The sequence below is a fragment of the Apibacter sp. wkB309 genome, assembly GCF_002964915.1.
GTDB lineage: Bacteria > Bacteroidota > Bacteroidia > Flavobacteriales > Weeksellaceae > Apibacter.
Map to the genome: position 1 here is coordinate 1 of NZ_PSZL01000007.1, position 25,212 is coordinate 25,212.

A 25,212-nucleotide genomic window follows, 5' to 3' on the forward strand; every position below is an offset into this window, starting at 1 on the left:
CATCAATAGTAATTAAAGCAGCGGGCAAAACAACAGATCCACCAAACTGAGAAAAAGCATAAGGATCAATTTTAGATAAATTATCGGGTAAAATAACTTTAGCAGCCGTTCTAGCCCAGTTATAAGTTCCAGATTTACCAAAAGCATACTTACCAATTTTATTAAGATTAGTATTTTTAGAAAAATCAATAACTTTTAAACCTTCACAAGAAGCAAACGCATAATTTCCAATACTTTGTAAATTAGAAGCCCTGGTAAGATCAATTTCTTTAATAGTGGTATCCATAAAAGCCTCATCATCAATAGTAATTAAAGCAGCGGGTAAAACAACAGATCCACCAAACTGAGAAAAAGCATACGGATCAATTTTAGATAAATTATCAGGTAAAATAACCTTAGCAGCTGTTCTAGCCCAATTATAAGTTCCAGATTTACCAAAAGCATACTTACCAATTTTATTAAGATTAGTATTTTTAGAAAAATCAATAACTTTTAAACCTTCACAAGAAGCAAACGCATAATTTCCAATAGTTTGTAAATTAGAAGCCCTGGTAAGATCAATTTCTTTAATAGTGGTATCCATAAAAGCCTTATCATCAATAGTAATTAAAGCAGCGGGTAAAACGACAGATCCGCCAAACTTAGAAAAAGCAAAAGGATCAATTTTAGATAAATTATCAGGTAAAATAACCTTAGCAGCCGTTCTAGACCAAAGAGAAGAAATAGATTCACCGAAAGCATACTTACCAATTTTATTAAGATTAGTATTCTTAGAAAAATCAATAACTTTTAATCCAATACAGGAAGCAAACGCATAATTTCCAATAGTTTGTAAATTAGAAGCCTTGGTAAGATCAATTTCTTTAATAGTGGTATCCATAAAAGCCTTATCATCAATAGTAATTAAAGCAGCGGGTAAAACGACAGATCCGCCAAACTTAGAAAAAGCAAAAGGATCAATTTTAGATAAATTATCAGGTAAAATAACCTTAGCAGCCGTTCTAGACCAAAGAGAAGAAGTAGATTCACCGAAAGCATACTTACCAATTTTATTAAGATTAGTATTCTTAGAAAAATCAATAACTTTTAATCCAACACAAGAAGCAAAGGCATAATTTCCAATAGTTTGTAAATTAGAAGCCCTGGCAAGATCAATTTCTTTAATAGCTGTATCCATAAAAGCCTTATCATCAATAGTAATTAAAGCAGTGGGTAAAACGACAGATCCGCCAAACTTAGAAAAAGCAAAAGGATCAATTTTAGATAAATTATCAGGCAAAATAACCTTAGCAGCCGTTCTAGACCAAAAAGAAGAAGTAGATTCACCGAAAGCATACTTACCAATTTTATTAAGTTTAGTATTCTTGGAAAAATCAATAACTTTTAATCCAACACAAGAAGCAAAGGCATAATTTCCAATAGTTTGTAAATTAGAAGCCTTGGTAAGATCAATTTCTTTAATAGTGGTATCCATAAAAGCCTTATCATCAATAGTAATTAAAGCAGCGGGTAAAACAACAGATCCGCCAAACTTAGAAAAAGCATAAGAATCAATTTTAAATAAATGGTCGGGAAGTACAACTTTCCCCTTAACGCCATTAAAAGCATATTCGCCTATATTTTCAAGTTTTGAGCATTTAGAAGCATCCACGCTGATATTATATGCATATTCAAAAGCTTCTTTAGAAATAATAGTTATATTGGAGGGGAGAATTATATTTTTTAGAACGGAATTACTTTGGAATGCACCCTTAGGAAGTATTCCGTCCGTAACCGAAGAGTTGGAAAGATCTAAAACCGTTAATTTTTTCATATTATTTAACGTTTTTATATCATCTGGATTTATACTTCCAGTGATCTTTAAATTGGTGATCGTATTAGACTCATTACCTAATAGCTTAGATAAGCTGCCGGGGTCTTCCATATCAATGACCTTTACTTGGCCCCATAAAAAAAATATGGATAAAAAATAAAATAAAAAAAGTAAAAAATTCTTCATAAAAAATAAATGTTAAACCGTTCAATAATAAATTAAAAACAGTATAGTTATAAAAGCAAATATATTTAAAAAATAACGTATAATTTGATTAAAAGTGATTGATATCATAAAACTTATGTTAAAAAATAATGAATAAGGAATAAAAAAATAATAATATTTAATAATAAATAAAATGTTTATAAGTGTATTAAATCTTTGTTTAAACAATTAAATTTAAATTCTATGTTATTATATATAACTAAAGATTTTAAATTTTAAAATAGTAATGAATGAAAAAACGATTATAATGGAAAGTTCAAAATAGGAAGTCTTAATTTTGGGATAATATATTATAAGATTTTAATCGATATACTGATAGAATAAAATATGTGTAATAATAAATTAAAAAAATGTTTACTTTAAGTAGTTTTGTAACGAAAATCATGAATTGTTTATGAGGAAAATATTCATTTTTTGTGTATTTGCAATTGTCTTATTTTCTTGCAGAAAATCTTTAGAAAAATCCGTTTCTTCTAAAAACGAATACGCAACTAATTTTTCTATTCAAAATGAAAATAATCAACTAATTATAACATCTGCGGGCAGTCGTTTAGTTTTTCCGCAGCATTATAAAAGTAAACGATGTGTAATTACTACTACTTCCGCCTCGGCCTATATTGATGCATTGGGAGAGATTAACTCCATTGTAGGTGTTTGTTCACCCCATTATTTCTATAATCCAAAAATCAAAGAAAAAATTAAAAACAATACCATCGAAGATATAGGAAATGACGGAACGTTAAATTTTGAAAAAATCTTAGCTTTAAAACCGGATTTAATTATATCCGGACATAACCCCAATTATGAAAAAATTTTGAATCAACTGTCTAAGCAGGGTATTAAAATTCTTTATGTAGAAGAATTTATGGAATTGCATCCATTAGGAAAAACAGAATATCTAAAACTATTCGGAAGAGTTTTTAAACAGCTCCCAAAGGCCGACAGCATCTTTTCTACAGTAAAAGAAAACTATTTAAATTTAAAAGAAAAATCGGCTCATATTAGTACGAACCCCACCGTTTTTACCGGAATTATGTATGGAGATTCCTGGTATATGGCAGGAGGAAAAAGCTTTCTAGCTACACTTTTCAGAGATGCAGGAGCTCATTATCTATGGCAGGATAATACAAATTCAGGATCGGTTCCCATGACTTTTGAAGAAGTCCTAAGTAAAGCTAAAAATGCCGATTTATGGATAGGAACCGGTAATTTTAAATCCAAAAGAGATTTGTTAAATTCCAATACAAACTATGCATGGTTTAAAGCGTATCAATCAGGAAACGTATATGCATTAAATAACAAAGAAAACCAATCACTCGCTAATGACTACTACGAGTACGGTAGCATTTATGCGGATAAAGTATTATCGGATCTCATTAAAATCATACATCCCGAATTAGTTCCTGAATACCAATTGACGTATTTACGGAAATTAGAATAAACTTAAAGTAACACACCGCTTAAAATAAGAGAAGCAATAGTAAAATAAATAATTAATCCGGTTACGTCTACCATCGTTGCCACAAAAGGAGCAGAGGAGGTAGCAGGGTCCAATTTAAATAAACGTAAAATAAAAGGAATCATTGAACCGGAAAGAGTTCCCCATAATACAATTCCGATAAGCGAAGTGGCTACCGTAATTCCGATGAGCAGCCAATGAGGCCCATAATCGTAAAAATTAAGATTTTGCCATATAAGTATTCTGATGAAACCAATTACTCCTAAAGTGATCCCTAATAAGAGACCCGAAAAAATTTCTTTTTTCATAACGTACCACCAGTCTTTCAATTTGATTTCATGCAAAGCCATAGCCCGTATAATCAGGGTAGCCGCTTGAGATCCGGAATTTCCCCCACTGGAGATAATTAGAGGTACAAAAAGGGCTAAAACCACGGCTTTTTCAATTTCCTCTTCAAAATGGACCATGGCACTGGCGGTAAGCATTTCTCCAAGAAAAAGTATGATTAACCATCCGGCCCGTTTTCTAAATAAAGTTAAAAGTGGAGTATCACGATAAGGAATATCCAAAGCTTCCACTCCACCAAATTTTTGTATATCTTCCGTATCTCGTTCCTTAACAATATCCAAGATATCATCCACGGTAACTATACCAACCAATACCCCGGTTTCGGAAATAACGGGAAGGGTACTTCGGTCATAATCTTCAAAAACGTGAATAGCATCCTCCTGGTTCATCATGCTTTTTAAAGCAATGAAATTGTCATCTCCCAATTCTTCCAATTTACTGTCATCATCAGCAAGTAATAACTTTCCTATTTTAATGTCATCCAGTAACTTGTCATTCTCATCGACAATGTAAATGAAATTTAGAGTTTCTGCTTTCCTTCCAAATTTTTTAATATGTTGTAAGGTATGTTTGACCGTCCAGTATTTTTTAGCTTGTATATAATTTGGCGTCATCAAACGACCTACGCTGTCTTCCGGATATCCTAAAAGCTGTAAAGCAATTTTTCTCTCGTTTTCGTCTAATAAGTTTATGGTGTTTTTAATGAGATCATCCGGCAGATCTACAAAAAATTCTGTACGGTCATCCGGAGCCATTTCGTTTAACAAGTCGGCAATGTCTTTTTTACCTAAACCATGCAACAATTCTTGTTGGATTTTAGGGTCTAAATACGTAAAAACATCCGTTTTTTGATTACGAGGAAGCAGAAAAAAGTTTAAAATCCGATCTTTTTCGGAAAGCTCTTCAAGTTGTTCTGCGATGTCATTTGGGTGAAGATCTTCAATAGGAGTGCCTTCAAAGATATTTTTTTCCATAGACTTTTTTTTTAGGTTATGTTATTGAAGAGTACTGCAAATATAATTCTAAATTATATATAAAGAAGCATATTTTTTAGTATTGTGTATATTATTTATTCATCAAAGCCTAAGGTTTCGTCAGAATTTAATTCTAAAGCCTGTATATTTTGAATTGCATTTCCTGCTATTCCTTTAATGGAGCCGTACATGGAAATTGTATTTTCTATTACCTTTTCGATTTGCTTTTCCCGTTTGGACCATATATTCATCATAGCCCTTTTTTCTTTACTAAGCTCATCTTGCATTTGAGTAAATCCTTCTACAATACCTTCAATACGTAAACGGAATTCATTTCCGGTAAGAAAATCGTAGAGCATTTCCATCTTATCGCCTTTATTTTCTTGGGATTTGATAATGGTGCTGAATTGAATGATAGAATGTCTTAAAACGGCACTCAACCCCTTAAATTCATTATAGGTACAAATCCAAATGCCCTCTTTCATTCCCATTCGGTCCATGTCTGAAGGCATTACTTCAGTAATAAGAACCCCGGTATTTGCTTTTTTCTCACGAATATCATTTTTGAATTTTTCAATCCATGAGTTTTGGAAATCTTTAGTTCTTTTACTTTCATAATAAATTGAACCGCAATTTTGGATTTCACGGGTATTTACAATTTGAAGGCAGTCGGCACCACGGACCCCTTTTTTTATTTCGTTGATAGTATCTAAAGGAAAATTTTGAGCTAACCATTCTTCAATAGCTAATTCCTGAACTTCTCCCTGCAATTGCATGGATCCTTGTTCTTGTTTTCGCTTCATTTCTTCGGTGAGCCTTTTCTGATCTTCCAGTTGTTTAAGTAACTCCTTAAACTTTAACTCATTTTTTTCATTTTCTTGTTTGCGAATTTTTTCTCTTTCTCGTAGAAGTTCATCATTTAATTTTTTTTGAGCTTCTGCTTCAAAAACGGCTTTCAACTCTTCTTTTTCTCTACTTAATTTGAAAATCTCCGCTTGCATCTTATTTAATTCTTGAAGCTTTTCAGATTTTTCGGCTAATTCTTTTTCATAAAGAAAAATGCGTTCTTGATTCTCTTCCTCAATTTTCTTTTTCAGATAACTTTCAATTTCAAGAGTCTTTTCTTTGGTTATTTTCGAGAGTCTTTCCTGAAAAATTTCATTCTCTTTCTTTTTCTTGGCCTCAAATTCTTCTTTTTGCCGCTCCAATAAATTGTTTTTTTCTTGAAGCTCTTTTTGAGAAGAAAGAAATTTTTCTTGGTATTCTTTCTTTATGGATTCCTCTAATTGATGTTTAAGAATATCATTTACATCAATTACATTTCCACAATTCGGGCATTTTATCTGAGTTTGAGAATTCATAGTACACATTTACTATTTAACAACGCAAAGGTACAAAATATGTAAATAAATGTAAATGAGTTACTAGGAGGCTGTCTTAGATTTTACAACTGAAACCGGCTTCATGTTACTTCATTGCAAGAAGTATAAAATAAAAATTGTACTAAGTACTAATTTATTATGTAATTATTTTACCAACTCCACTTTTAAATCCGTTTTTTGAGGAGCAGCCAAATACTCGGAAGCATCAAATACCATAGAAAGACTTTTTTTGTCTTGAGAAATTACGGCCGAAGAATTGTTTACTTTCTTTATTTCTTTCGGAAACGTATAAATAGTTTTAAAAGTACCACCGGTAAATAAGGGAAGAATGCTTTGAGCCAAAGAATCATTTTTTAAACTTTCGGATTTCACGGACTTTTTACTAAATACGTTGCCGTTCCAATGAAAAGTAGAGTTGGTGAGAAATTCCATGTTTTTGGAAGGGTTGTTTTTTGAATTATCAATAGAATTTAAAGCGGCGAGAGCGGAATTTAAAGACGCACTATTGGTAAAATCCCCGTAAATCAATACATAAAATTCCCCTTTCTTTTCATCTTGGTGCACTTTGATAAATAGGGGCTTAAGTGCTTCTAACTTTTTTTGATTCTCGAGCGATAATCTTGATATGCTATCCTTTTTTTGAGTAAGTAAGTTGTTGAATGAAATTAGAGTATCTTTATAAATGCCTTTATTCAGACTATCGGGCATAATTTTCATAAATTCACCGGCATCGATCATATAAGAATACGTAAGATTGCCTTCAGGATTGAGTGTAATTTCCTCGCGTATGGAACAACTTATAAGTAAAACAATAGAATAACATAGAATTAAGATTTTTGATATAGACTTCATATATTTTATGATTATAATTATTTTTTACTTTACAAGTTCCTTTCCATTTTTCAACCAGTTGTTAAGCCCGCCGTCTAAATTATAAATGATTTGAAACCCATGATCTTTTAAAACATTAGCCGCATAAAAACTTCGTATTCCGGATTTACAATAAACGGCTACCGGACTGTTTTTATCTAATTCTTGAATTTGGTTTTCAAAACTGGGATCGTCTACACTCATATTAACAGCATCATATATATGGCCACTTTTGTATTCAACTAGTGTTCGTACATCAACAATCTGCGTTTGGCGTATTCCTATTTCCCATGAAAAGGTGGATACCGGAACTGTTTGAATTAAAGGATTTTCTCTATTAATTGTATGGGAGGGAGAAGAAACGGTATCTTCAGAAGTAACTATGCTGTCTTTTTTTAAAGAATAAAGAGACTCATCTAATTTAACAGGATTTACGGATGCCGGAGGTTTGCTGTATCTGGGTAAATCGGAAGTAAGAATTCCTACTTCGGGTGGAGTAGTATAGGTATTCACTGATTCCCTGTGATGAGTTTTACATGAAAGTAAAATCAAGGAGAACAGAACTATAAAAAATAATTTATTCATAGATTTGAAGCGTTTAAAAACTCAAAAATAACTATTTTTACAAGTATATGAAAAGATTTATTCCGGCAATAGTCAGTGGATTGCTTCTTGCTCTGTCTTGGCCTACCTATGGCTTTCCCTTTTTGCTGTTTATTGCTTTTGTTCCCCTTTTATTGGTTGAACATGATATTACTGTAAAAAAAGAAAAATTCTCCGATTGGAAGGTTTTTGGATGGTCCTATTTGACCTTTTTACTTTGGAACTGGGGAGCAACCCAATGGTTACATTTTGCACAGAATCCGGACGGGTCCCATTCTTGGATGGCATTTTTGTTTCCTCTATTCGTAAACAGCTTGTTAATGGCTTTCGTTTTTACTTTTTTTCATTTTGTAAAAAGAAAAACAGGTACTCGCTTTGGAATTATTTTCTTTCCAACCCTTTGGATCTGCTTTGAAAAATTTCATCTAACTTGGGAAATGTCATGGCCCTGGCTGAATTTAGGAAATGCCTTTGCCAATTATCCTGAAACCATTCAATGGTATGAAGTAACCGGCACTTTGGGCGGAACTTTATGGGTATTAACAGCAAACCTGATATTCTTTTATTACCTACGAGCTTATCAAGTTACGCATAATAAAACCTATATATGGAAATCTCTATGCTATAACCTGGCCATTATAGGAATTCCCCTGGCTATTTCCCTCCTTAGATATCAATCGTATCATGAAAAAGCTTTTGAAAAAATAGAAGTGGTTTTAGCCCAACCGGCACTTGACCCATATGCCGATAAGTATCGTTTGGACGGGACTGTAATTCTTCAAGAGTTATTACAAACAGTAGATAAAGAAATAACCCCTGCCACACAATTTGTAGTTGCTCCTGAAACCGCTTTTCCGGGAAATGGATTTGTAATGGTAAACAATCTTGAAAACGATATCTACATAACTCAAATAAAGCAATGGCTGAAAAATTATCCTCATTTAAGTTTAGTATCGGGGGGATCGTTAGCTGAATATTTTACCCTACAACAAACTCCTACAGCCCGTTATCTCAAACGGTATAATCAATGGATTGATCTTTATAATTCTGCCGTACAGGTAAATTTGAATGATCCGGTTGAATATTATAATAAGTCAAAATTAGTGGTAGGAGTAGAGCATTTCCCTTATGCATCCGTATTAAAGCCTATACTGGGAGAGTATATGATGAATTTTGGCGGATCTATGGAAAGTTTAGGAACACAAGATCATCCGACTATATTCACAAATTCGAAGAATCGATTAAAAGCCGCTCCCATAATATGTTATGAAAGCATATATGGAGAATACGTCGGAGAATTCGTGAAAAAAGGAGCTAACGCTTTATTTATAATGACCAATGACTCTTGGTGGAGTGATTCGCAAGGACATAAGCAGTTGTTGGCATATGCGCGATTACGAGCCATTGAAACCAGAAGAGATATAGGGCGCTCAGCCAATAGTGGAATTTCAGCATTTATAAACCAACGGGGAGATATCGTGGAAAAATTAGACTATGGAAAACGGGGGGCTTTAAGGCGTGACATTAATTTAAATACTTCACTTACAACTTATGTGAAATACGGCGATGTAATCGCCAGATTGGCATTGCTGTTGGCCGGAATATTATTGGCTTATGCGATATCCAAAACCGTTTTAAATAAAATAAATAAGAATGCCCTAAAAAGGAAACACAATATCAAAAAATAAAAAGTAAAAAAGTTGGTAGAGTCAAAAATAATTTGTTAATTTGCAACCCGATTCAAGGAAAAAGAATATTATTTAGATTTAAGATAATGGCTAGAATTTGTCAAATAACAGGAAAGCGTGCAATGGTAGGAAATAATGTGTCGCACGCCAATAACAAAACAAAAAGACGTTTTGAAATAAATTTGATGGAGAAAAAATTCTATTTACCATCAGAAGATGCTTGGGTATTTTTAAAAGTATCTGCACATGGTTTAAGAATTATAGATAAAATAGGAATTGAAGAAGCTGTAGCTAGAGCTCGTAAACAAGGTCTTATCAATTACTAAAAATTAAAATTAAAATGGCAAAGAAAGGTAATAGAGTACAAGTAATTTTAGAATGTACTGAGCATAAAGAGAGTGGAATGCCGGGAGTGTCTCGTTATATAACAACTAAGAACAAAAAGAATACTCCGGAACGAATTGAATTGAAAAAATTCAATCCGGTGTTAAAAAAATATACTATACACAAAGAAATTAAATAATAAATTTTAGTCATGGCAAAGAAGGTTGTAGCAACATTACGTACAGAATCTAAAAAAATGACCAAAGTGATCAAAATGGTTAAGTCTCCTAAATCCGGGGCTTACGTTTTTGAAGAAAAAGTTGTGAATGCGGATAACGTAGACACATTTTTAAAACAGAAATAGTTTTCATAACATAGGTTTTTAAGGTTTTAAAAAAATCATTCACTTCATTGTGAATGATTTTTTTTTTATTTTTGTTATATTATATATCCTATATGAGTTGGTTTAAGAAAATTTTCGGAAAAGAGAAAAAAGAAACATTAGACAAGGGATTGGAAAAATCTAGCCGATCTTTTTTTGATAAAATTGGGAGAGCTATTGCAGGAAAAAGTAAAGTCGATGATGAGGTTCTTGATGAATTGGAAGAAGTGCTGATTTCTTCGGATGTAGGGATTGAAACCACACTTAAAATAATAAAAAAAATAGAAGAACGGGTTGCCAGAGATAAATTTATGAACACTTCGGAATTAGATCAAATTCTAAAAGAAGAAATTATGAATTTATTGGCAGAAAATAAAAGTTCTGATTCTGAATTTGAAATTCCGGAGGATAAAAAACCGTACGTTATCATGGTAGTGGGAGTTAATGGAGTTGGAAAAACAACGACTATAGGAAAACTTGCTTATCAATTTAAACAACAAGGAAAGAAAGTTATATTAGGAGCTGCGGATACGTTCCGAGCGGCAGCCGTAGATCAATTAGTCATATGGTCTGAAAGGGTAGGGGTTCCAATAATTAAACAGAGCATGGGATCAGATCCTGCTTCTGTGGCTTTTGATACCGTTCAATCTGCCAAAGCGCAAGGGGCAGATGTGGTATTAATTGATACTGCGGGACGTTTGCATAATAAAGTTAATTTAATGAATGAGCTTAGTAAAATAAAAAGAGTTATGCAAAAAGTAATTCCCGATGCTCCTCATGAAATATTATTGGTATTAGACGGTTCCACCGGACAAAATGCATTTGAACAGGCCAAACAATTTACGGCAGCTACCGAAGTTAGTGCTTTAGCGGTTACCAAATTGGACGGTACAGCCAAAGGAGGAGTAGTGATCGGTATATCCGACCAATTTAAAATTCCGGTAAAATATATTGGTGTGGGCGAAAAAATGGAAGATCTCCAACCCTTTAATAAATATGAGTTTGTAGACAGCTTTTTCAAAAAAAATTAAAAGTTTAAGCATTTCATTCTAAAGTGAAAAGAATTATCTATTTAGTTATCATGCTGGTTACTTGCTTTGCTTGTAAATCTCAGCAACCTAAAACGGTTAGCAAGGATAAACTTTGCAAAGTTGAGTATTCTAATTACGGAGGGATGAATGGTTGGGAAGAATCTTTTATGATTACTCAAGAGAATAGTTCGTATCATTCAATTATCAGAAGAACGAACACAAGCGCAAAAGAGCTGGAAAAAACCCCTGAAGACGTTTGGAAAAAATTAGAATCTACTTTAGATATTCATTTACTTGAAAAAATTAAAAGCGGTGAAAGTAAACTTTTGTATGATGGGAAAGATATTAAATACAAGATAGTCTTATGTTCCGGTAAGGAATATTCTTTTATTAATCCTCAGGATTCAGAAGAGTTCCAAAAAATGAACGAGTTTTTTTCTACACTTCTGGATAGTAAAAATAAAATACTCATAAAAATCAACAACCCAAAAAAACTCAAACCTTAAAAAAATGTATAAAATAGCATATCTGGCATTGTTTGTCATACTAACATCTTGCGGAAGTTGTTTTACCTCTTCAGAGAAAGCAATTATTTATCAGTCTCCCGACTCTCCGGCAAGAGTTTTAAAGATAAATCACAAAGAGGATTCACTGATTGTTAGAAAACCTTCTAAACGAATAAAAAAAATACACAATAATAAAGATTTGGAGCAGCTGATAAAGAAGCTGTACTTAACTATGTTGGAAGAAAACGGAGTAGGAATTGCAGCACCTCAAATTGGAGTAAATCGAAATGTTTTTTTATTTTATCGATTGGATAAGGAAGAAAAAACGGTAGAAGTTGCTATTAATCCGCGAATTATTTCCCATTCTACCGAATTACTATGTTTTCAGAATGACGGATGTTTATCCGTACCTAACCGATATGGAGCTTCGCAACGTTATGCCTGGATTGAGGTGGAATATACGGACCAAAATGAAAAAAAGGTTGTTCATAAATTTTTAGGTGGAAGCCGCGCCGAAGATTATACCGGTACTATTTTTCAACATGAATTCGATCACCTGCAAGGAAATCTTTATATTGATAAACTTTGTAAACCTAACTAGTTTTTTTATTATCTATAGTAATGTTGTTTGAAGATACTATTTGTGCATTAGCTACTCCACCGGGAACAGGGGCATTAGGAATTTTCAGAGTTTCCGGTAAAAATTCAATCTCTTTAGTTAATTCTGTTTTTAAGGGTAAAAATCTAAATGAGGTACCTTCTCATACGGTTCATTATGGTTTTATTAAAGATGAAAGTGAAACGATTGATGAAGTGATGGTTTCCGTCTTTTTAGCTCCTAAAACTTTTACCGCAGAAAATTTGGTAGAAATCACATGTCACGGATCCCAATATATTGAACAGCAAATTCTTTCCTTATTACTTAAAAAAGGGTGTCGATTGGCTCTGGCCGGTGAATTTACACAACGCGCTTTTCTTAATGGACGTATAGATTTAAGTCAGGCCGAGGCAGTTGCCGATTTAATTTCTGCGGAAAATAAAGCCAGTCACGACATGGCTTTATCACAAATGCGGGGGGGATTTTCCTCTCTTCTCAAGGAATTACGAGTTGAATTATTAGATTTAGCCTCACTTTTGGAGCTGGAATTGGATTTTTCAGAGGAAGATGTTGAATTTGCCGATCGTTCTCAATTAGTACTATTGATGGATAAGATTTTAGGGGTTATTAATCCTTTAATCGAATCATTTTCTTACGGAAATGCTCTTAAAAACGGGGTTCCGGTTACTATTCTAGGAAAGCCAAATGCGGGAAAATCAACCTTGTTAAATGCTTTATTACAGGAGGAAAGGGCTATCGTTAGCGATATTGCGGGAACTACTCGCGATACCATTGAAGAATCGTTAGTTATTAATGGTATTCAATTTCGGTTTATAGATACGGCGGGATTACGGGAAACAGAAGATCAAATAGAAGCTATCGGGGTAGCCAAGGCTTTGGAAAAGGCCAAGGAAGCCTCAATTATATTATATTTGGCAGATGTAACAGAGTTAAATTGGGATGAGATAAAATCTGATCTTGTAAAATTTCAGAGAGCAGACGTATCTATCATTGTATGTTTAACTAAGCTGGATAAGAATAGAGAATTCAATGTTTCTGAAATTCCCAATGAAATTTTACAAAGATATACAGTACTGATGGTTTCTGTTAAGCAAAATCCTGATCTTTTAGAACTTAAAGAAAACATGTATTCGTATATAGAATCTCAAAAGTCTACTTCTCAAACAATTGTAACTAATGTACGTCATGTGAATGCTTTGATTCGTGCGCGAGAATCTTTACTTTTATGTAAAGAAGGTTTACAAAACGGATTAAGCAGCGAATTGATTGCCATTGATTTGCGACGTGCGTTGGAAGCCCTGGGGGAAATCGTGGGACAAGTTTCTAATGATGAACTGTTAGGAAATATTTTTGGTAAATTTTGTATCGGTAAATAGGCTGGGGCATCAAAAAATCCAAGAGAAACAATCATAAAATAAATCCTTTTCTAAATGCGGGTTACGGAAATATTTTTCTTTCTGATTGTTTCTTATCCTATACTTTTTCTTCCCAAATTCTTAATGGTTAATTATTATCTTTTATAATTAATAAGTAATCTAAACAATGTCGAATTTATAAACTTATATAAAGAAGAAAGTATTGATGTTATTATCGATTGGAATGAGTTTCCAAAAGATATGGTAAAAGTAATCCATTTTAATAAACAGGGAGATAAAATAATGGGATATATGGTAATTTCTTCTTTACAATTTTTGATTTTAGATTCTACCTAATATTAGTTGATATATAGATAAATAGAGCTATGGGATAAATAGTTTTTTGTACATTTGCATAAAACCTATTTTTATGAAAATTACTTTACCTTCTCTTATTAAAGAATTTAAATTTGATGGTCTTTCGAAAAAAAATTTTATTAATCATTTAATCTCTGAAAAAATAAATAAAGATCTTACTCTTGTTTCAAGGAACAGAAATAAATTAGTTCTAAAAGATGAAAATAACATTGAATATTTTTTTACAACGGACAAAAATTATACTTCAGAAGTCCACGAATATATTCTATTAGTAAAAAGTTTTACTCAACTTGATATTGATAATTCTACAATTCAAGCTATAAAGTGGATAAAACATCCATTAAACAAAGTGTATACTCCACAAGATATTATAAGTACTTGGGAAGGTAAATTTAATTTTAAGCAGGAGGATATTAGTAATGGTGTTTTAGGGCTAAGAAAACCACAAATTGGTGCAATACATTCTATTTTAGGTCATTTAACAAATGCTAAAGATATTGCCAATGTTATTTTGCCTACAGGAACGGGGAAAACTGAAACAATGTTGTCTGTTTTAGTTGCAAATAAATGTAATAAACTTTTAGTTACAGTTCCTTCAGATGCATTAAGGAGTCAATTAGCAAATAAATTTATCGATTTTGGTTGGTTAAAGAAAAGAGATATAAATAATTTTAGTATTTTAGATAGCGAAGCAATGTATCCAATTGTAGGTGTTATAAATTCTGGATTTAAAACTATTGAAGAGCTAACAAATTTTTTGAGTAAATGTAATGTTGTAATTTCAACAATGAATTTATTATCAAGTTTAAGTAGTGAAGAAATTGAATTAATTTCTCATAAGTTTACACATTTGTTTATTGATGAAGCTCATCATTCAAAAGCAAATAATTGGAATAATTTCATTAGTTCATTCGAAAAAAGAAAAGTAGTACAATTTACAGCTACACCTTATAGAAATGATGGAAAAATACTTGATGGGAAAATCGTTTATAATTTTTCATTAAAAGAAGCACAAGAACAAGGGTATTTCAAACAAATTGATTTTATCCCAGTTACAGAATACGAACTAGAAGAAGCTGATAAAAAAATTTCGGAAAAAGCTGTTGCGAGATTAAGAGAAGATTTAAATAAAGGATATGATCATATATTAATGGCAAGATGCAAAAATCATCAGAGAGCAGATTACGTATTTAAAAATTACTATGAACAATATTCAGATCTTGCTCCTATAGTTATTCATTCTGATGTTGATAATCTAAATCAAGTTAAACAAAACATTATTAATAAAAAGCATAAAATTATTATTTGTGTTGATATGTTAGGGGAAGGATTTGATTTGCCTGAATTAAAGATAGCAGCATTCCACGATGTAAAAAAGAGTTTGCCAATTACGTTACAATTTGCAGGTAGGTTTACTCGAACGAATAAAGATAATAATTTAGGAAATGCAAGTTTTATAGCAAATTTGTATCAACCAAATATTGATGATGTTTTAAGTATGTTATATACTAGGGAATCTAATTGGAATACAATTTTACCTAATTTAAGTTTACAAGCCACACAAGAACAAATTGATTTAAAAGAGTTTTTAGAAGGATTTGATAATTTAGAAGAATTTATTATACCTCTACAAGAAATCAGACCAGCTTTTAGTACTGTTGTATATAAAAATAATACTGATACTTGGAATCCGGGTAATTTTAAGAAGGGGATCAGAGGATATGAAAATTATGATTATAAATTTTATGATATAAATCGTAAAAAGAAGATTATAATGGCTCTTTTAGGAAGTAAAAAGCCTGTTGATTGGAGTAAATCTAAAGATGTTTATGCTGTTGATTGGGATATTTATATTGTATATTGGGAATCGAAAAATAATTTATTATTTATTCATTCTTCAGATAAAGTGAGCTTGCATAAAGATTTAGCTGATAGTATCTCTGAGGATGTTTCACTAATAAAAGATAAAGATGTTTTTAAATCATTTTATCAAATTGACCGTTTGAAAGTTTTTAATTTAGGATTAAGAAAAGGTCTAGGAAAGAATATTACTTTTCAATCATATTATGGACGGGGAGTTCAAGAAGGGTTATCATTATCAGAAGAAAAATCAGGGATAAATAACAATTTGTTTGGTAGAGGATTTGAAAATGGAGAGTTTGTGTCTATAGGGGCATCAAGAAAAGGTAGAATATGGTCATATTCAAGAGGTAGAATAAATTCATTTATACGATGGTGTGATGATATTGGTATTAAATTGTCTAATAAAAATATAGACGGAGATGAAATTTTATTTAAAAACACAATAAAGCCAAAAAAAATATGTAAAAAACCAGATGCAGTAGCAATTACAGCAGATTGGGATCCAGATGTTTACAGGATAGAAAATGGTTTATATTTTATTATCGATGGTAGTAATCAATACGATTTATCTAATACAGAGTTGAATATAGTTTTTAATGAAAATTCTAATAAACTAGAATTTACACTAAATACTGATTATAAAACAATTCTTTTTGAAATAAAATTTTCAAAAAGAAAAATAAGGGAAGAGGAAGAATATTTATTTAAAATAGTAAAGATCGATAAATTGATTAGTGCTCAGGTAATGATAAAAAATAGTACAATTGAACTTGAGCAATTTTTTAATGAATATCCACCAATTATATGGCTTAATAATGGAGCATACTTGCACGGGAATGATTATGTGGTTTTCAAAGAAGATATTGTTGATTTCCCGAAAGAAGAGTTAATTGTTTGGGATTGGACAGGTGTATCGATAAAAGATGAATCAGAAGGTTTTGAAAAATTAAATCAAGAATCAATACAATACTTTTGTATTGAAAAATTTATTTTAGAAGATTATGATGTTGTATTTAATGATGACAATAGCGGAGAGATAGCAGATATAGTAACAATAAAAAATGAGAATGATATTATTAGAATTAATTTGTACCATCTTAAATATGCTTTAGAAGGTAGAGTATCAAATGATATAAAAAATTTGTATGAAGTGTGCGGTCAAACTCAAAAATCATTAATATGGAGACATAAAGAAAGAAATGAAGATATTTTTAATAGATTAATAAAAAGAGAAAATAAAAAGAATAAAAAAGGAGCGACTCGTTTAAGAAAAGGTACACTTAACGACTTAGTTAAATTTTGTGAAATTTCAAAAATAAAACCATTGAAATTTGATATTTATATAGTACAACCAAGTATTTCTAAAAGACAAGTTTCTCAACCGATATTACATTTATTGGGTGTTACAGCAAATCATCTAAAAAAAGAAGGAAATATTGATTTAAAGGTTATATCTAATGTGTAAATTTTAATTATTTACTATTAAAACAATAAATATTTTCGCTAAATGTGTTACTACTTATAAAATAATCCATTATTGATGTATAAAGTTGATTTCTGTATTGGGAGTTAAACTGAAGCATAAAAAGATTTAAATAGAAAAATCAGCAAATAAATCCCTTTCAACATAAGGATTAAGGGAATATTTTACCTTCTGATTATTTCCTATACTATATCTACCCAAATTCTTAATAATTAATTTTTAACTTTTTATCTTAAATTATTTAAATCAATAAAATAAAAAAGTAATATATCCAGTCATAACTAAGGGGTTTGAATTATTGACTTATTGAAAATGATTAAAATTAATTTTAATTTGAAATCAAATTCAAAAAAATACACAACTTCATAATAGTTTTTTATATTTATAATTAATAGTTAACTTCAGAAGATATCTTATTACTTTCAATTTGATAACGTTATAAATAAACTTCCATTCAAAAACTAAAAATTTTATTATATTAATCGTACAAAAAAAATATTTATAGTATAAAAACTAAATATCTTTTATATAAAATAGAATTATACGAAGGAAGTACAAGGATAAAATCAATGAAAGTAGTTGAATTAGATTAATTTAATAAATAAGTTGAAATTCCACGATAATGAATGTAGGAGCAGTTGGGCAAAATAAAGGAAATATTGATAAATTATCTGATGTAAATAGAGCTACATTTTCAAAAGAAGATAGATGATAAGATAAAGGAGAGTTATTGATTTGTTCAATTAAATAGAAAATTCCGGCATTCTATTTTTTAAAAGGCCATTTTAAAAAAACTATTTTACCTTAGAATCATAACGTGAATCATTATTGTTGACGTTATAATAAAAAAGCGGTTTTTGTATTGTGATAATAAAATTTTAATCAGATTTACTTAATTTGATCAAATTAGCAATATTTAAAGCCGGTTTAATTGAAAGCTAATGATCCGGCTAAATTTAAATAATTACCCCTTTGCTAATTTTTAAACTATTACTAATAGACTTTAGACACATAAAAAAAGTAAATTTGACTTCATAAAAAAATAAGAAATGGAAATATTAATTTTATGCTATCCCACATGCAGCACATGTAAAAAAGCAATTAAATGGTTGCAAGATAATACCATAGAATTTAAAGAAAGAAATATAGCAAAAGAACGACCAACGAAAGAAGAATTAAAAGAATGGTATCAAAGATCAGGATTGCCCATAAATAAATTTTTTAATAGGTCAGGCAAACTGTATAAAGAATTAAACCTTAAAGAAAAAGTAAAGACGAGCAGCGAGGATGAACTCTTATCACTTCTATCTACCGATGGAATGTTGGTAAAACGTCCCTTAGTGATAAGTGATTCTAGTATTTTAGTAGGATTTAAAGAAGAAGAATGGAAAAAAGCATTACTAGGCTAAACTAATCATCAATACCCCTTATAAGAATATACTTATTGATAATATAGTAATCATAATGAAGTTATGGCTTAATTATTGAATTCTATCTCAAAAAAGTATATGAAGAAATTTTTATTTGTTTTATTTGCGATAATTTTTATACAGATTGTTTCTGCTCAGGCAATCGTTAAAAATTTAAGAAGTTTTACTGTTTTGCGTGTTTATGATAAAATTCCTGTGACGTTACTTTCTTCACCGGAAGAAAAAGTAGAGATCAACGGAGTAAAAAAAGATGACGTAAAAATCGTTAAAAAAGGCGGAGAATTAATTATTAGAATGGATACGTTGAAATTAGAGAACGACGATGAGGTAAACGTAAAGGTATACTATAAAAAGTTAAATAATATACATGCTTACGAAGGATCAACAATAACCGGTCATGACAAATTAGAAGAAAATCTTTTAAATATTGGGGTTACTGAAGGTTCGAAGATTACCGTTCTTGTTGGAGTAAACAAAATACATGCCAAGCTAAAATCCGGAGGAGAAATCAAAATTTCAGGATTGGCAAACCATCAAAATATTAAAATTACATCCGGGGGCACTTACGATGCAAAAGAAGTCGGCTCTAACAAAATTGCAGTAGCAGTTACTTCCGGAGGAACAGCATCTGTTTATTCTAATGGATTAGTTGAAACCAAAATAAAAGATGGGGGAGATATTAATGTCTATGGAGGAGCGGAAGTTGTTAAAAAAGATATCGAGGGCGGATATGTGAATATATACTAAATATGGCTTATATAAAAATATTAAATATAGCTATAGATAAAATCTATTATAAAGAATTGCAGGAAAAAAATAATTAAACTAAAATTGTATCCTTTTACACAAGAATTTAAATATTAGTTTAATTAGTTTAGTTTAAATTGTAGCAAAAGATCTTTTTGCTGCAATTTTTTTTGAAAAGTTTTAAAATTGTAAAGACTTTCTAACTCTTTTCAGTGTTTCAGATGCTATGCTTTTTGTTTTTTCAGCACCTTCTTTAAGAATATTCTCAAGTTCCTCAATATGATTCATATAATAATTATATTTTTCTCTGGCCTCACCAAATTCACGTAGAAGAACTTTAAATAATTCATTTTTAGCATGTCCGTATCCGTAACCACCGGCTAAGTAGTTTTCTCTCATATTTTCCACTTCTTCAGGAGTGGCTACCAACTTAAATATTGAAAACGCATTACATGTATCCGGATTTTTAGGTTCTTCCAGTGGAGTAGAATCGGTTACAATAGACATAATTTGTTTTTTTAACTCTTTTTCAGGGGCAAAAATTTGAATGGTATTTCCTCTGGATTTACTCATTTTATTTCCATCAGTTCCGGGTACATACATTGTATTTTCCTGAATTTTGGCTTCAGGGACTACCAAAACATCGCCGTGTACGTGATTAAATTTTTGAGCGACATCTCTAGTCATCTCCAAATGCTGCAATTGATCTTTACCTACCGGAACGATTTGTGCATCGTATAAAAGAATATCCGCAGCCATAAGCATAGGATAAGTAAATAGTCCGGAATTTACATCTTCCAAACGATCTGCTTTATCTTTAAAACCATGCGCCAGAGCCAAACGGCTATAAGGGAAATAACAAAGCATATACCACATAAGTTCTGTTACTTCGGGGATGTCTGATTGTCTGTAAAAATAAGTTTTGGAAATATCCAAACCACATGCGAGCCAGGTTGCCGCTATTTCATACGTATTTTGTTTAAGGACTTCAGCATCTTTAATTTGCGTCATGGAATGCAAATTGGCAATAAAGAAAAATGATTCATTAGAAGGATTCTTGCTTAGCTTAATAGCCGGTGCAATGGCTCCTAATATATTGCCTAAATGTGGAGTACCCGTACTTTGTATGCCTGTTAAAACTCTCATGTGTATATTTTATATGATAAAATGCAAATTTACATTTAAAATATAAAGTGCAAAAACTTATGCATTTTTATTATACCATATAAAGATTATACCCAGCATAAGAATACAAAATGGAGTACTTTTTTACACAAGACTATTTCATCCATTCTTTAGGAAACATACCGGGTTTGAAGAAATAAACACCTATGAGAAATATCGCTCCGAGAGTGATAGAAGAATCGGCAACGTTGAATATATAATTAAAGAATTGAATCCTTTCACCTCCCCAAATAGGAATCCATTCGGGCAAGTAAGTGTCTATAAGAGGAAAACGAAACATATCCACGACACATCCCCCAAATAGAGGAGCATATCCTTTAAAATTAAGCTTGGAAATTCCCGAATATCCGTACCAACCCTTCACAACCGAGTTATAAGTTGTACCCGTATCGAAAAGGACTCCATAAAAAGTACTGTCAATCAAATTCCCGATTGCACCCGCAAAAATTAATCCTGCCGGAATGATAAAATACCAAGTATTAGCCTTCTTAGACCATTTATTGATATAATAAGCCATTAAACCTATTAATACCAAACGCAATAAGCTCAAGCCTATTTTACCTATGAATCCTCCAAGTTGCACTCCATAAGCCATACCCGGATTTTCAACATACGTAAGATAAAACCAATCGAAAACTTTTATTTCCTCATGCAGATGAAAATGCGTTTTAATGTAAATTTTTGATACTTGATCTAATAAAAGGATAAAAAATGTTATCCATAAGACTTTCTTCATTCTTACTATTGATTGTTTTTAGCCTCAATACTTAAGGTAGCATGAGGAACCGCTTTCAATCTTTCTTTACCTATTAATTTTCCGGAAATTCTGCAAATTCCGTATGTTTTGTTCTCAATTCGTATCAAAGCATTTCGCAAATCACGGATAAATTTTTCTTGACGAGCCGCCAAATGGGAGTTACTTTCTTTACTCATGGTTTCCGAACCTTCTTCAAAAGCTTTAAAAGTAGGAGAGGTATCATCCGTTCCGTTATTTAAATCATTAACAAACGCTTCTTTCAGCATAGTTAAATCATTTTCCGCTTTTTCAATTTTATCAAGAATAAGTATCTTGAATTCTTCAAGTTCTTCGTCAGAATATCTAAGTCTGTCTTCAGTCATAATTACACTTTTTTTAGTACGATTTTAATTTTAATTTCATTAATGTCTAATTCCGTCCCATCGGTAGTGTTACTTACAAAAGTTAATTTCTGTGTTAATGTTTCAGAACATATATATTCCATATTTTCGTTAACGGATTTTTCAATTTCCTCATTCGCCTGAATTTCTAAAGATATTTTATCGGTAACTTCCAATCCATTCTCTTTTCTGAGATTTTGAATTTTATTTACCAATTCTCGAGCAATTCCTTCAGATTTTAATTCAGGTGTGATAGTGATATCGAGCGCAACGGTTAATTTGCCGTCATTGGCAACCAACCATCCCGTAATATCTTGTGTGCGAATTTCAACATCATCCAAGTTTAGTTCATAGCCGGACAAAGTTATAGACCCGTTCTTTTCCAACTCTTCAATTTGAGAAGAAGATAATTGTTGGAGCTGTTGGCTAACGGCTTTAAGGTCTTTGCCTAATTTAGGTCCTAACGTTTTAAAATTAGGTTTTACGGCTTTTACAATAATATCAGAAGCTTCTTCAGGATTCAACAATTGAACTTCTTTTACATTGACCTCTTGTTTTATTATAGGTATTATGGATTCGAGATTTTCCCTGTCATTGTTACTCAAAACAGGAATCATAATTTTTTGCAACGGTTGGCGAACTTTTATATTTTCTTTTTTACGCAAAGAAAATACCATAGTGGTAACTTTTTGTGCTAAATGAGTTCTTTCCAACAATAAATAATCGATTTCATTTTCTTGTTTAACAGGAAAATAAGCTAAATGAACCGATGCATAAGGTTCTTTTCCCGTAACTGCATTTAAATCCTGATACAATCTATCGGAATAGAAAGGTGCTGCCGGAGACATTAATTTAGCAATAGTATCCAAACATTTATAAAGAGTTTGGTAAGCAGAAATCTTATCATTGGAATATTCTCCTTTCCAAAAACGTCTTCTTGATAAGCGCACATACCAATTACTTAAATTATCTATTACAAAAGTATTAATTGCTCGTAAAGCTTTGGTTGGCTCATAATCGGTATAGAAAGAATCCACTTCATCTATCAAAAGATTAAGTTCGGATAGGATCCATTGATCTAATTCGTTTCTTTCTTTAAAAGGTATATCATCCTCTTTATAACTGAATCCATCCACGTTGGCATATAAAGCAAAGAATGAATAGGTATTATATAAAGTTCCGAATATTTTACGGCGTACTTCATCAATGCCCTCCAAATCAAATTTCAAATTATCCCAAGGTTGAGCATTGGAAATCATATACCATCGAGTAGCATCCGGCCCATACATAGCCAAGGTTTCAAAAGGCTCAACAGCATTTCCTTTACTTTTGGACATTTTATTTCCTTTTTTATCCAAAACCAACCCATTGGAAACGACATTTTTATAAGTTACGCTGTCAAAAATCATGGTTCCGATTGCATGTAAAGTATAGAACCAACCGCGAGTTTGGTCTACCCCTTCAGCAATAAAATCTGCAGGATAGTATTTTCGTTCGTCTATTAATTCCTTATTTTCAAAAGGATAGTGCCATTGAGCGTATGGCATGGCTCCAGAATCAAACCATACATCAATCAAATCACTTTCTCGCTTCATGGGCTTTCCACTTTTAGAAACAAGAACTATTTGATCCACAATATTTTTATGAAGATCTATTTTACTGTAATTTTCCTCGGAAAAATCGCCTACAATAAAATCTTCAAAGATATTTTTAGACATAAATCCGGCTTTTACGGATTTTTCCATTTCATCAATCAATTCCTGAATAGAACCAATGATGATTTCTTCTTTTGCATCTTCAGTTCTCCAAATAGGAAGGGGAGTACCCCAATATCTTGATCTGGAAAGATTCCAATCATTAGCATTTTCCAGCCAATTACCAAAACGACCTTCTCCCGTTGATTTAGGTTTCCAATTGATACTTTGATTTAATTCGGTCATTCGATCACGAACTTCCGTAATTTTTATAAACCAAGAATCCAAAGGATAGTAAAGAATAGGTTTATCCGTTCTCCAACAATGAGGATAGTTGTGATTGTATTTTTCTACTTTAAAAGCCTTATTTTCGGTCTTTAAAAGTATGGCTATTTCAACGTCGGTTGAACGTTCCGGGGCTTCGTTATCGTTATAATATTCAATGCGAACATATTTTCCCGCAAAAGGTTCAGGTAAACTTGAAATAAATTTACCTTGTAAATCCACTAAAGGAACAGGATTTTGATTTTCATCAAGAACCAACATACCGGGTACCCCGTGTTCTTTTGCAACTTTCGCATCGTCTGCACCAAAAGTAGGAGCAGTATGAACAATACCTGTACCGTCTTCAGTAGTCACATGGTCTCCATCAATCACTACAAATGCCCGATCCGCATCTACATACGGTAATGTCCAAGAAAGGAGTTGTTCGTATTTTATTCCAACTAAATCTTTCCCCTTGTATTCGGCTAGAATTCGATAAGGTATTTTTTTATTTTCAGATGTATACTCTTGAAAATCGGCATCAGACTCAGCTGGGACAAATTTACCTGAAAACTGACTTCCGACTAATTCTTTAGCGAGTATAACGTTGATGGGTTCAAAAGTATATTGATTAAATGTTTTTACCAATACATAATCAATAGATCCTCCTACAGTCAACGCCGTATTGGAAGGTAAGGTCCACGGTGTGGTAGTCCAAGCCAAGAAATATACGTCGCCCTGAATATCGTTAAATAAAGTGGTGCTTTCCTTGATTGCTTTAAATTGAGCAACAATGGTAGTGTCTGTAATATCTTTATATGCACCGGGTAAACTCAACTCATGACTGGAAAGTCCTGTCCCTGCTTTAGGAGAATAGGGTTGAATGGTATAACCCTTATAAAGTAAATTTTTATCGTAAATTTGTTTCAACAACCACCAAACACTTTCCATATATTTGGGGTCGTAAGTAATATAAGGATGATTTAAATCTACCCAATAACCTATTTTTTGAGTTAGTTCGTTCCAAGCACCGGTATATCGCATAACTGCTTCTTTACAAGCTTTGTTGTATTCTTCCACAGTTATTTTTTTACCTATATCTTCTTTGGTAATTCCTAATTCCTTTTCAACTCCAAGTTCAACGGGCAAACCGTGAGTATCCCAACCGGCTTTTCTATTGACCTGTTTTCCTTTTAATGTTTGGTATCGGCAGAAAATATCTTTAATGGTACGAGCCATTACATGGTGAATGCCCGGCATTCCGTTGGCTGAAGGAGGTCCTTCAAAAAATACGAATTGAGGATTGCCCTCACGAGATTTTATGCTTTCTTGGAAAATATTATTTTTTTTCCAAAATTCTAAAACTTCGTCTGCAAATTTATTTAGATTTAATTCTTTATATTCTTGAAATTTATTGCTCATTTTCTTTTAAAACAAATGCGAAAAAAATTG

At 31.8% G+C, this 25,212-nt stretch carries 21 protein-coding genes; 12 read left to right on the plus strand and 9 right to left on the minus strand.

Annotated features, from left to right (window positions below; all coding sequences use genetic code 11):
* Positions 1 to 1,999: leucine-rich repeat domain-containing protein (locus tag C4S75_RS05285; protein ID WP_146105567.1), on the minus strand; the 1,999-nt coding region annotated here is incomplete at its 3' end.
* Positions 2,000 to 2,432: 433 nt separating this feature from the next.
* On the opposite strand from C4S75_RS05285, the gene C4S75_RS05290 reads away from it, so the two are divergent.
* Positions 2,433 to 3,479: an ABC transporter substrate-binding protein gene (locus C4S75_RS05290; protein ID WP_105297287.1), complete on the plus strand. Its 1,047-nt coding sequence runs from the start codon at positions 2,433 to 2,435 to the stop codon at positions 3,477 to 3,479.
* A 2-nt stretch (positions 3,480 to 3,481) separates the two neighbouring features.
* On the opposite strand, the gene mgtE is transcribed toward C4S75_RS05290, so the two are convergent.
* The 4 genes from mgtE to C4S75_RS05310 all read right to left on the minus strand — a co-directional run bounded on the left by mgtE (position 3,482) and on the right by C4S75_RS05310 (position 7,656).
* Positions 3,482 to 4,819: a magnesium transporter gene (gene mgtE / locus C4S75_RS05295; RefSeq protein ID WP_105297288.1), complete on the minus strand. Its 1,338-nt coding sequence runs from the start codon at positions 4,817 to 4,819 to the stop codon at positions 3,482 to 3,484.
* A gap of 95 nt (positions 4,820 to 4,914) precedes the next feature.
* A complete protein-coding gene (locus C4S75_RS05300) occupies positions 4,915 to 6,180 on the minus strand; it encodes a DUF2130 domain-containing protein (protein WP_105297289.1) in 1,266 nt (421 codons plus the stop codon).
* Positions 6,181 to 6,345: 165 nt separating this feature from the next.
* Entirely contained in the window at positions 6,346 to 7,053 is a 708-nt protein-coding gene (locus C4S75_RS05305; RefSeq protein WP_146105568.1) for a hypothetical protein, read from the minus strand.
* Between the two features lie 24 nt (positions 7,054 to 7,077).
* The gene (locus C4S75_RS05310) at positions 7,078 to 7,656 is read right to left on the minus strand and encodes a rhodanese-like domain-containing protein (protein ID WP_105297291.1); all 579 of its coding nucleotides are present in this window, start codon (positions 7,654 to 7,656) and stop codon (positions 7,078 to 7,080) included.
* 47 nt (positions 7,657 to 7,703) lie between these two features.
* On the opposite strand from C4S75_RS05310, the gene lnt reads away from it, so the two are divergent.
* The 11 genes from lnt to C4S75_RS05365 all read left to right on the plus strand — a co-directional run bounded on the left by lnt (position 7,704) and on the right by C4S75_RS05365 (position 19,480).
* Positions 7,704 to 9,362 carry an apolipoprotein N-acyltransferase gene (gene lnt, locus C4S75_RS05315; RefSeq protein ID WP_105297292.1) on the plus strand — a complete coding sequence of 553 codons (1,659 nt, stop codon included), beginning with the start codon at positions 7,704 to 7,706 and terminating at the stop codon, positions 9,360 to 9,362.
* Positions 9,363 to 9,448: 86 nt separating this feature from the next.
* On the plus strand, positions 9,449 to 9,688 hold the full coding sequence (gene rpmB / locus C4S75_RS05320) for a 50S ribosomal protein L28 (protein WP_055425116.1): 240 nt from the start codon (positions 9,449 to 9,451) through the stop codon (positions 9,686 to 9,688).
* Positions 9,689 to 9,702: 14 nt separating this feature from the next.
* Positions 9,703 to 9,885 carry a 50S ribosomal protein L33 gene (rpmG, locus tag C4S75_RS05325; protein WP_055425117.1) on the plus strand — a complete coding sequence of 61 codons (183 nt, stop codon included), beginning with the start codon at positions 9,703 to 9,705 and terminating at the stop codon, positions 9,883 to 9,885.
* A gap of 12 nt (positions 9,886 to 9,897) precedes the next feature.
* Positions 9,898 to 10,050, plus strand: coding sequence for a DUF4295 domain-containing protein (locus tag C4S75_RS05330; protein WP_105297293.1), 153 nt, complete (start codon positions 9,898 to 9,900; stop codon positions 10,048 to 10,050).
* 92 nt (positions 10,051 to 10,142) lie between these two features.
* Positions 10,143 to 11,099 (plus strand): signal recognition particle-docking protein FtsY, encoded by a 957-nt coding sequence (gene ftsY / locus C4S75_RS05335; RefSeq protein ID WP_105297294.1) that lies wholly within the window; start codon positions 10,143 to 10,145, stop codon positions 11,097 to 11,099.
* A 23-nt stretch (positions 11,100 to 11,122) separates the two neighbouring features.
* Positions 11,123 to 11,605 (plus strand): hypothetical protein, encoded by a 483-nt coding sequence (locus C4S75_RS05340; RefSeq protein WP_146105569.1) that lies wholly within the window; start codon positions 11,123 to 11,125, stop codon positions 11,603 to 11,605.
* A gap of 4 nt (positions 11,606 to 11,609) precedes the next feature.
* Complete coding sequence (gene def, locus C4S75_RS05345; RefSeq protein WP_105297296.1) at positions 11,610 to 12,206, plus strand: peptide deformylase; 597 nt, start codon at positions 11,610 to 11,612, stop codon at positions 12,204 to 12,206.
* A 20-nt stretch (positions 12,207 to 12,226) separates the two neighbouring features.
* Entirely contained in the window at positions 12,227 to 13,600 is a 1,374-nt protein-coding gene (mnmE, locus tag C4S75_RS05350; protein ID WP_105297297.1) for a tRNA uridine-5-carboxymethylaminomethyl(34) synthesis GTPase MnmE, read from the plus strand.
* 409 nt (positions 13,601 to 14,009) lie between these two features.
* A complete protein-coding gene (locus C4S75_RS05355) occupies positions 14,010 to 17,285 on the plus strand; it encodes a DEAD/DEAH box helicase (RefSeq protein ID WP_105297298.1) in 3,276 nt (1,091 codons plus the stop codon).
* A gap of 1,067 nt (positions 17,286 to 18,352) precedes the next feature.
* Positions 18,353 to 18,712, plus strand: coding sequence for an arsenate reductase family protein (locus C4S75_RS05360; RefSeq protein ID WP_105297299.1), 360 nt, complete (start codon positions 18,353 to 18,355; stop codon positions 18,710 to 18,712).
* A 99-nt stretch (positions 18,713 to 18,811) separates the two neighbouring features.
* Positions 18,812 to 19,480, plus strand: coding sequence for a GIN domain-containing protein (locus tag C4S75_RS05365; protein ID WP_105297300.1), 669 nt, complete (start codon positions 18,812 to 18,814; stop codon positions 19,478 to 19,480).
* Positions 19,481 to 19,660: 180 nt separating this feature from the next.
* Here C4S75_RS05365 and trpS read toward each other — a convergent pair whose 3' ends face one another.
* The 4 genes from trpS to ileS all read right to left on the minus strand — a co-directional run bounded on the left by trpS (position 19,661) and on the right by ileS (position 25,182).
* Positions 19,661 to 20,626, minus strand: a complete 966-nt coding sequence (gene trpS / locus C4S75_RS05370) for a tryptophan--tRNA ligase (RefSeq protein ID WP_105297301.1) — start codon at positions 20,624 to 20,626, stop codon at positions 19,661 to 19,663.
* Positions 20,627 to 20,759: 133 nt separating this feature from the next.
* Entirely contained in the window at positions 20,760 to 21,401 is a 642-nt protein-coding gene (locus C4S75_RS05375; RefSeq protein ID WP_105297302.1) for a lipoprotein signal peptidase, read from the minus strand.
* A gap of 5 nt (positions 21,402 to 21,406) precedes the next feature.
* Positions 21,407 to 21,784: a TraR/DksA C4-type zinc finger protein gene (locus tag C4S75_RS05380; RefSeq protein WP_105297303.1), complete on the minus strand. Its 378-nt coding sequence runs from the start codon at positions 21,782 to 21,784 to the stop codon at positions 21,407 to 21,409.
* 2 nt (positions 21,785 to 21,786) lie between these two features.
* Entirely contained in the window at positions 21,787 to 25,182 is a 3,396-nt protein-coding gene (gene ileS / locus C4S75_RS05385) for an isoleucine--tRNA ligase (RefSeq protein WP_105297304.1), read from the minus strand.
* Positions 25,183 to 25,212: the final 30 nt, after the last annotated feature.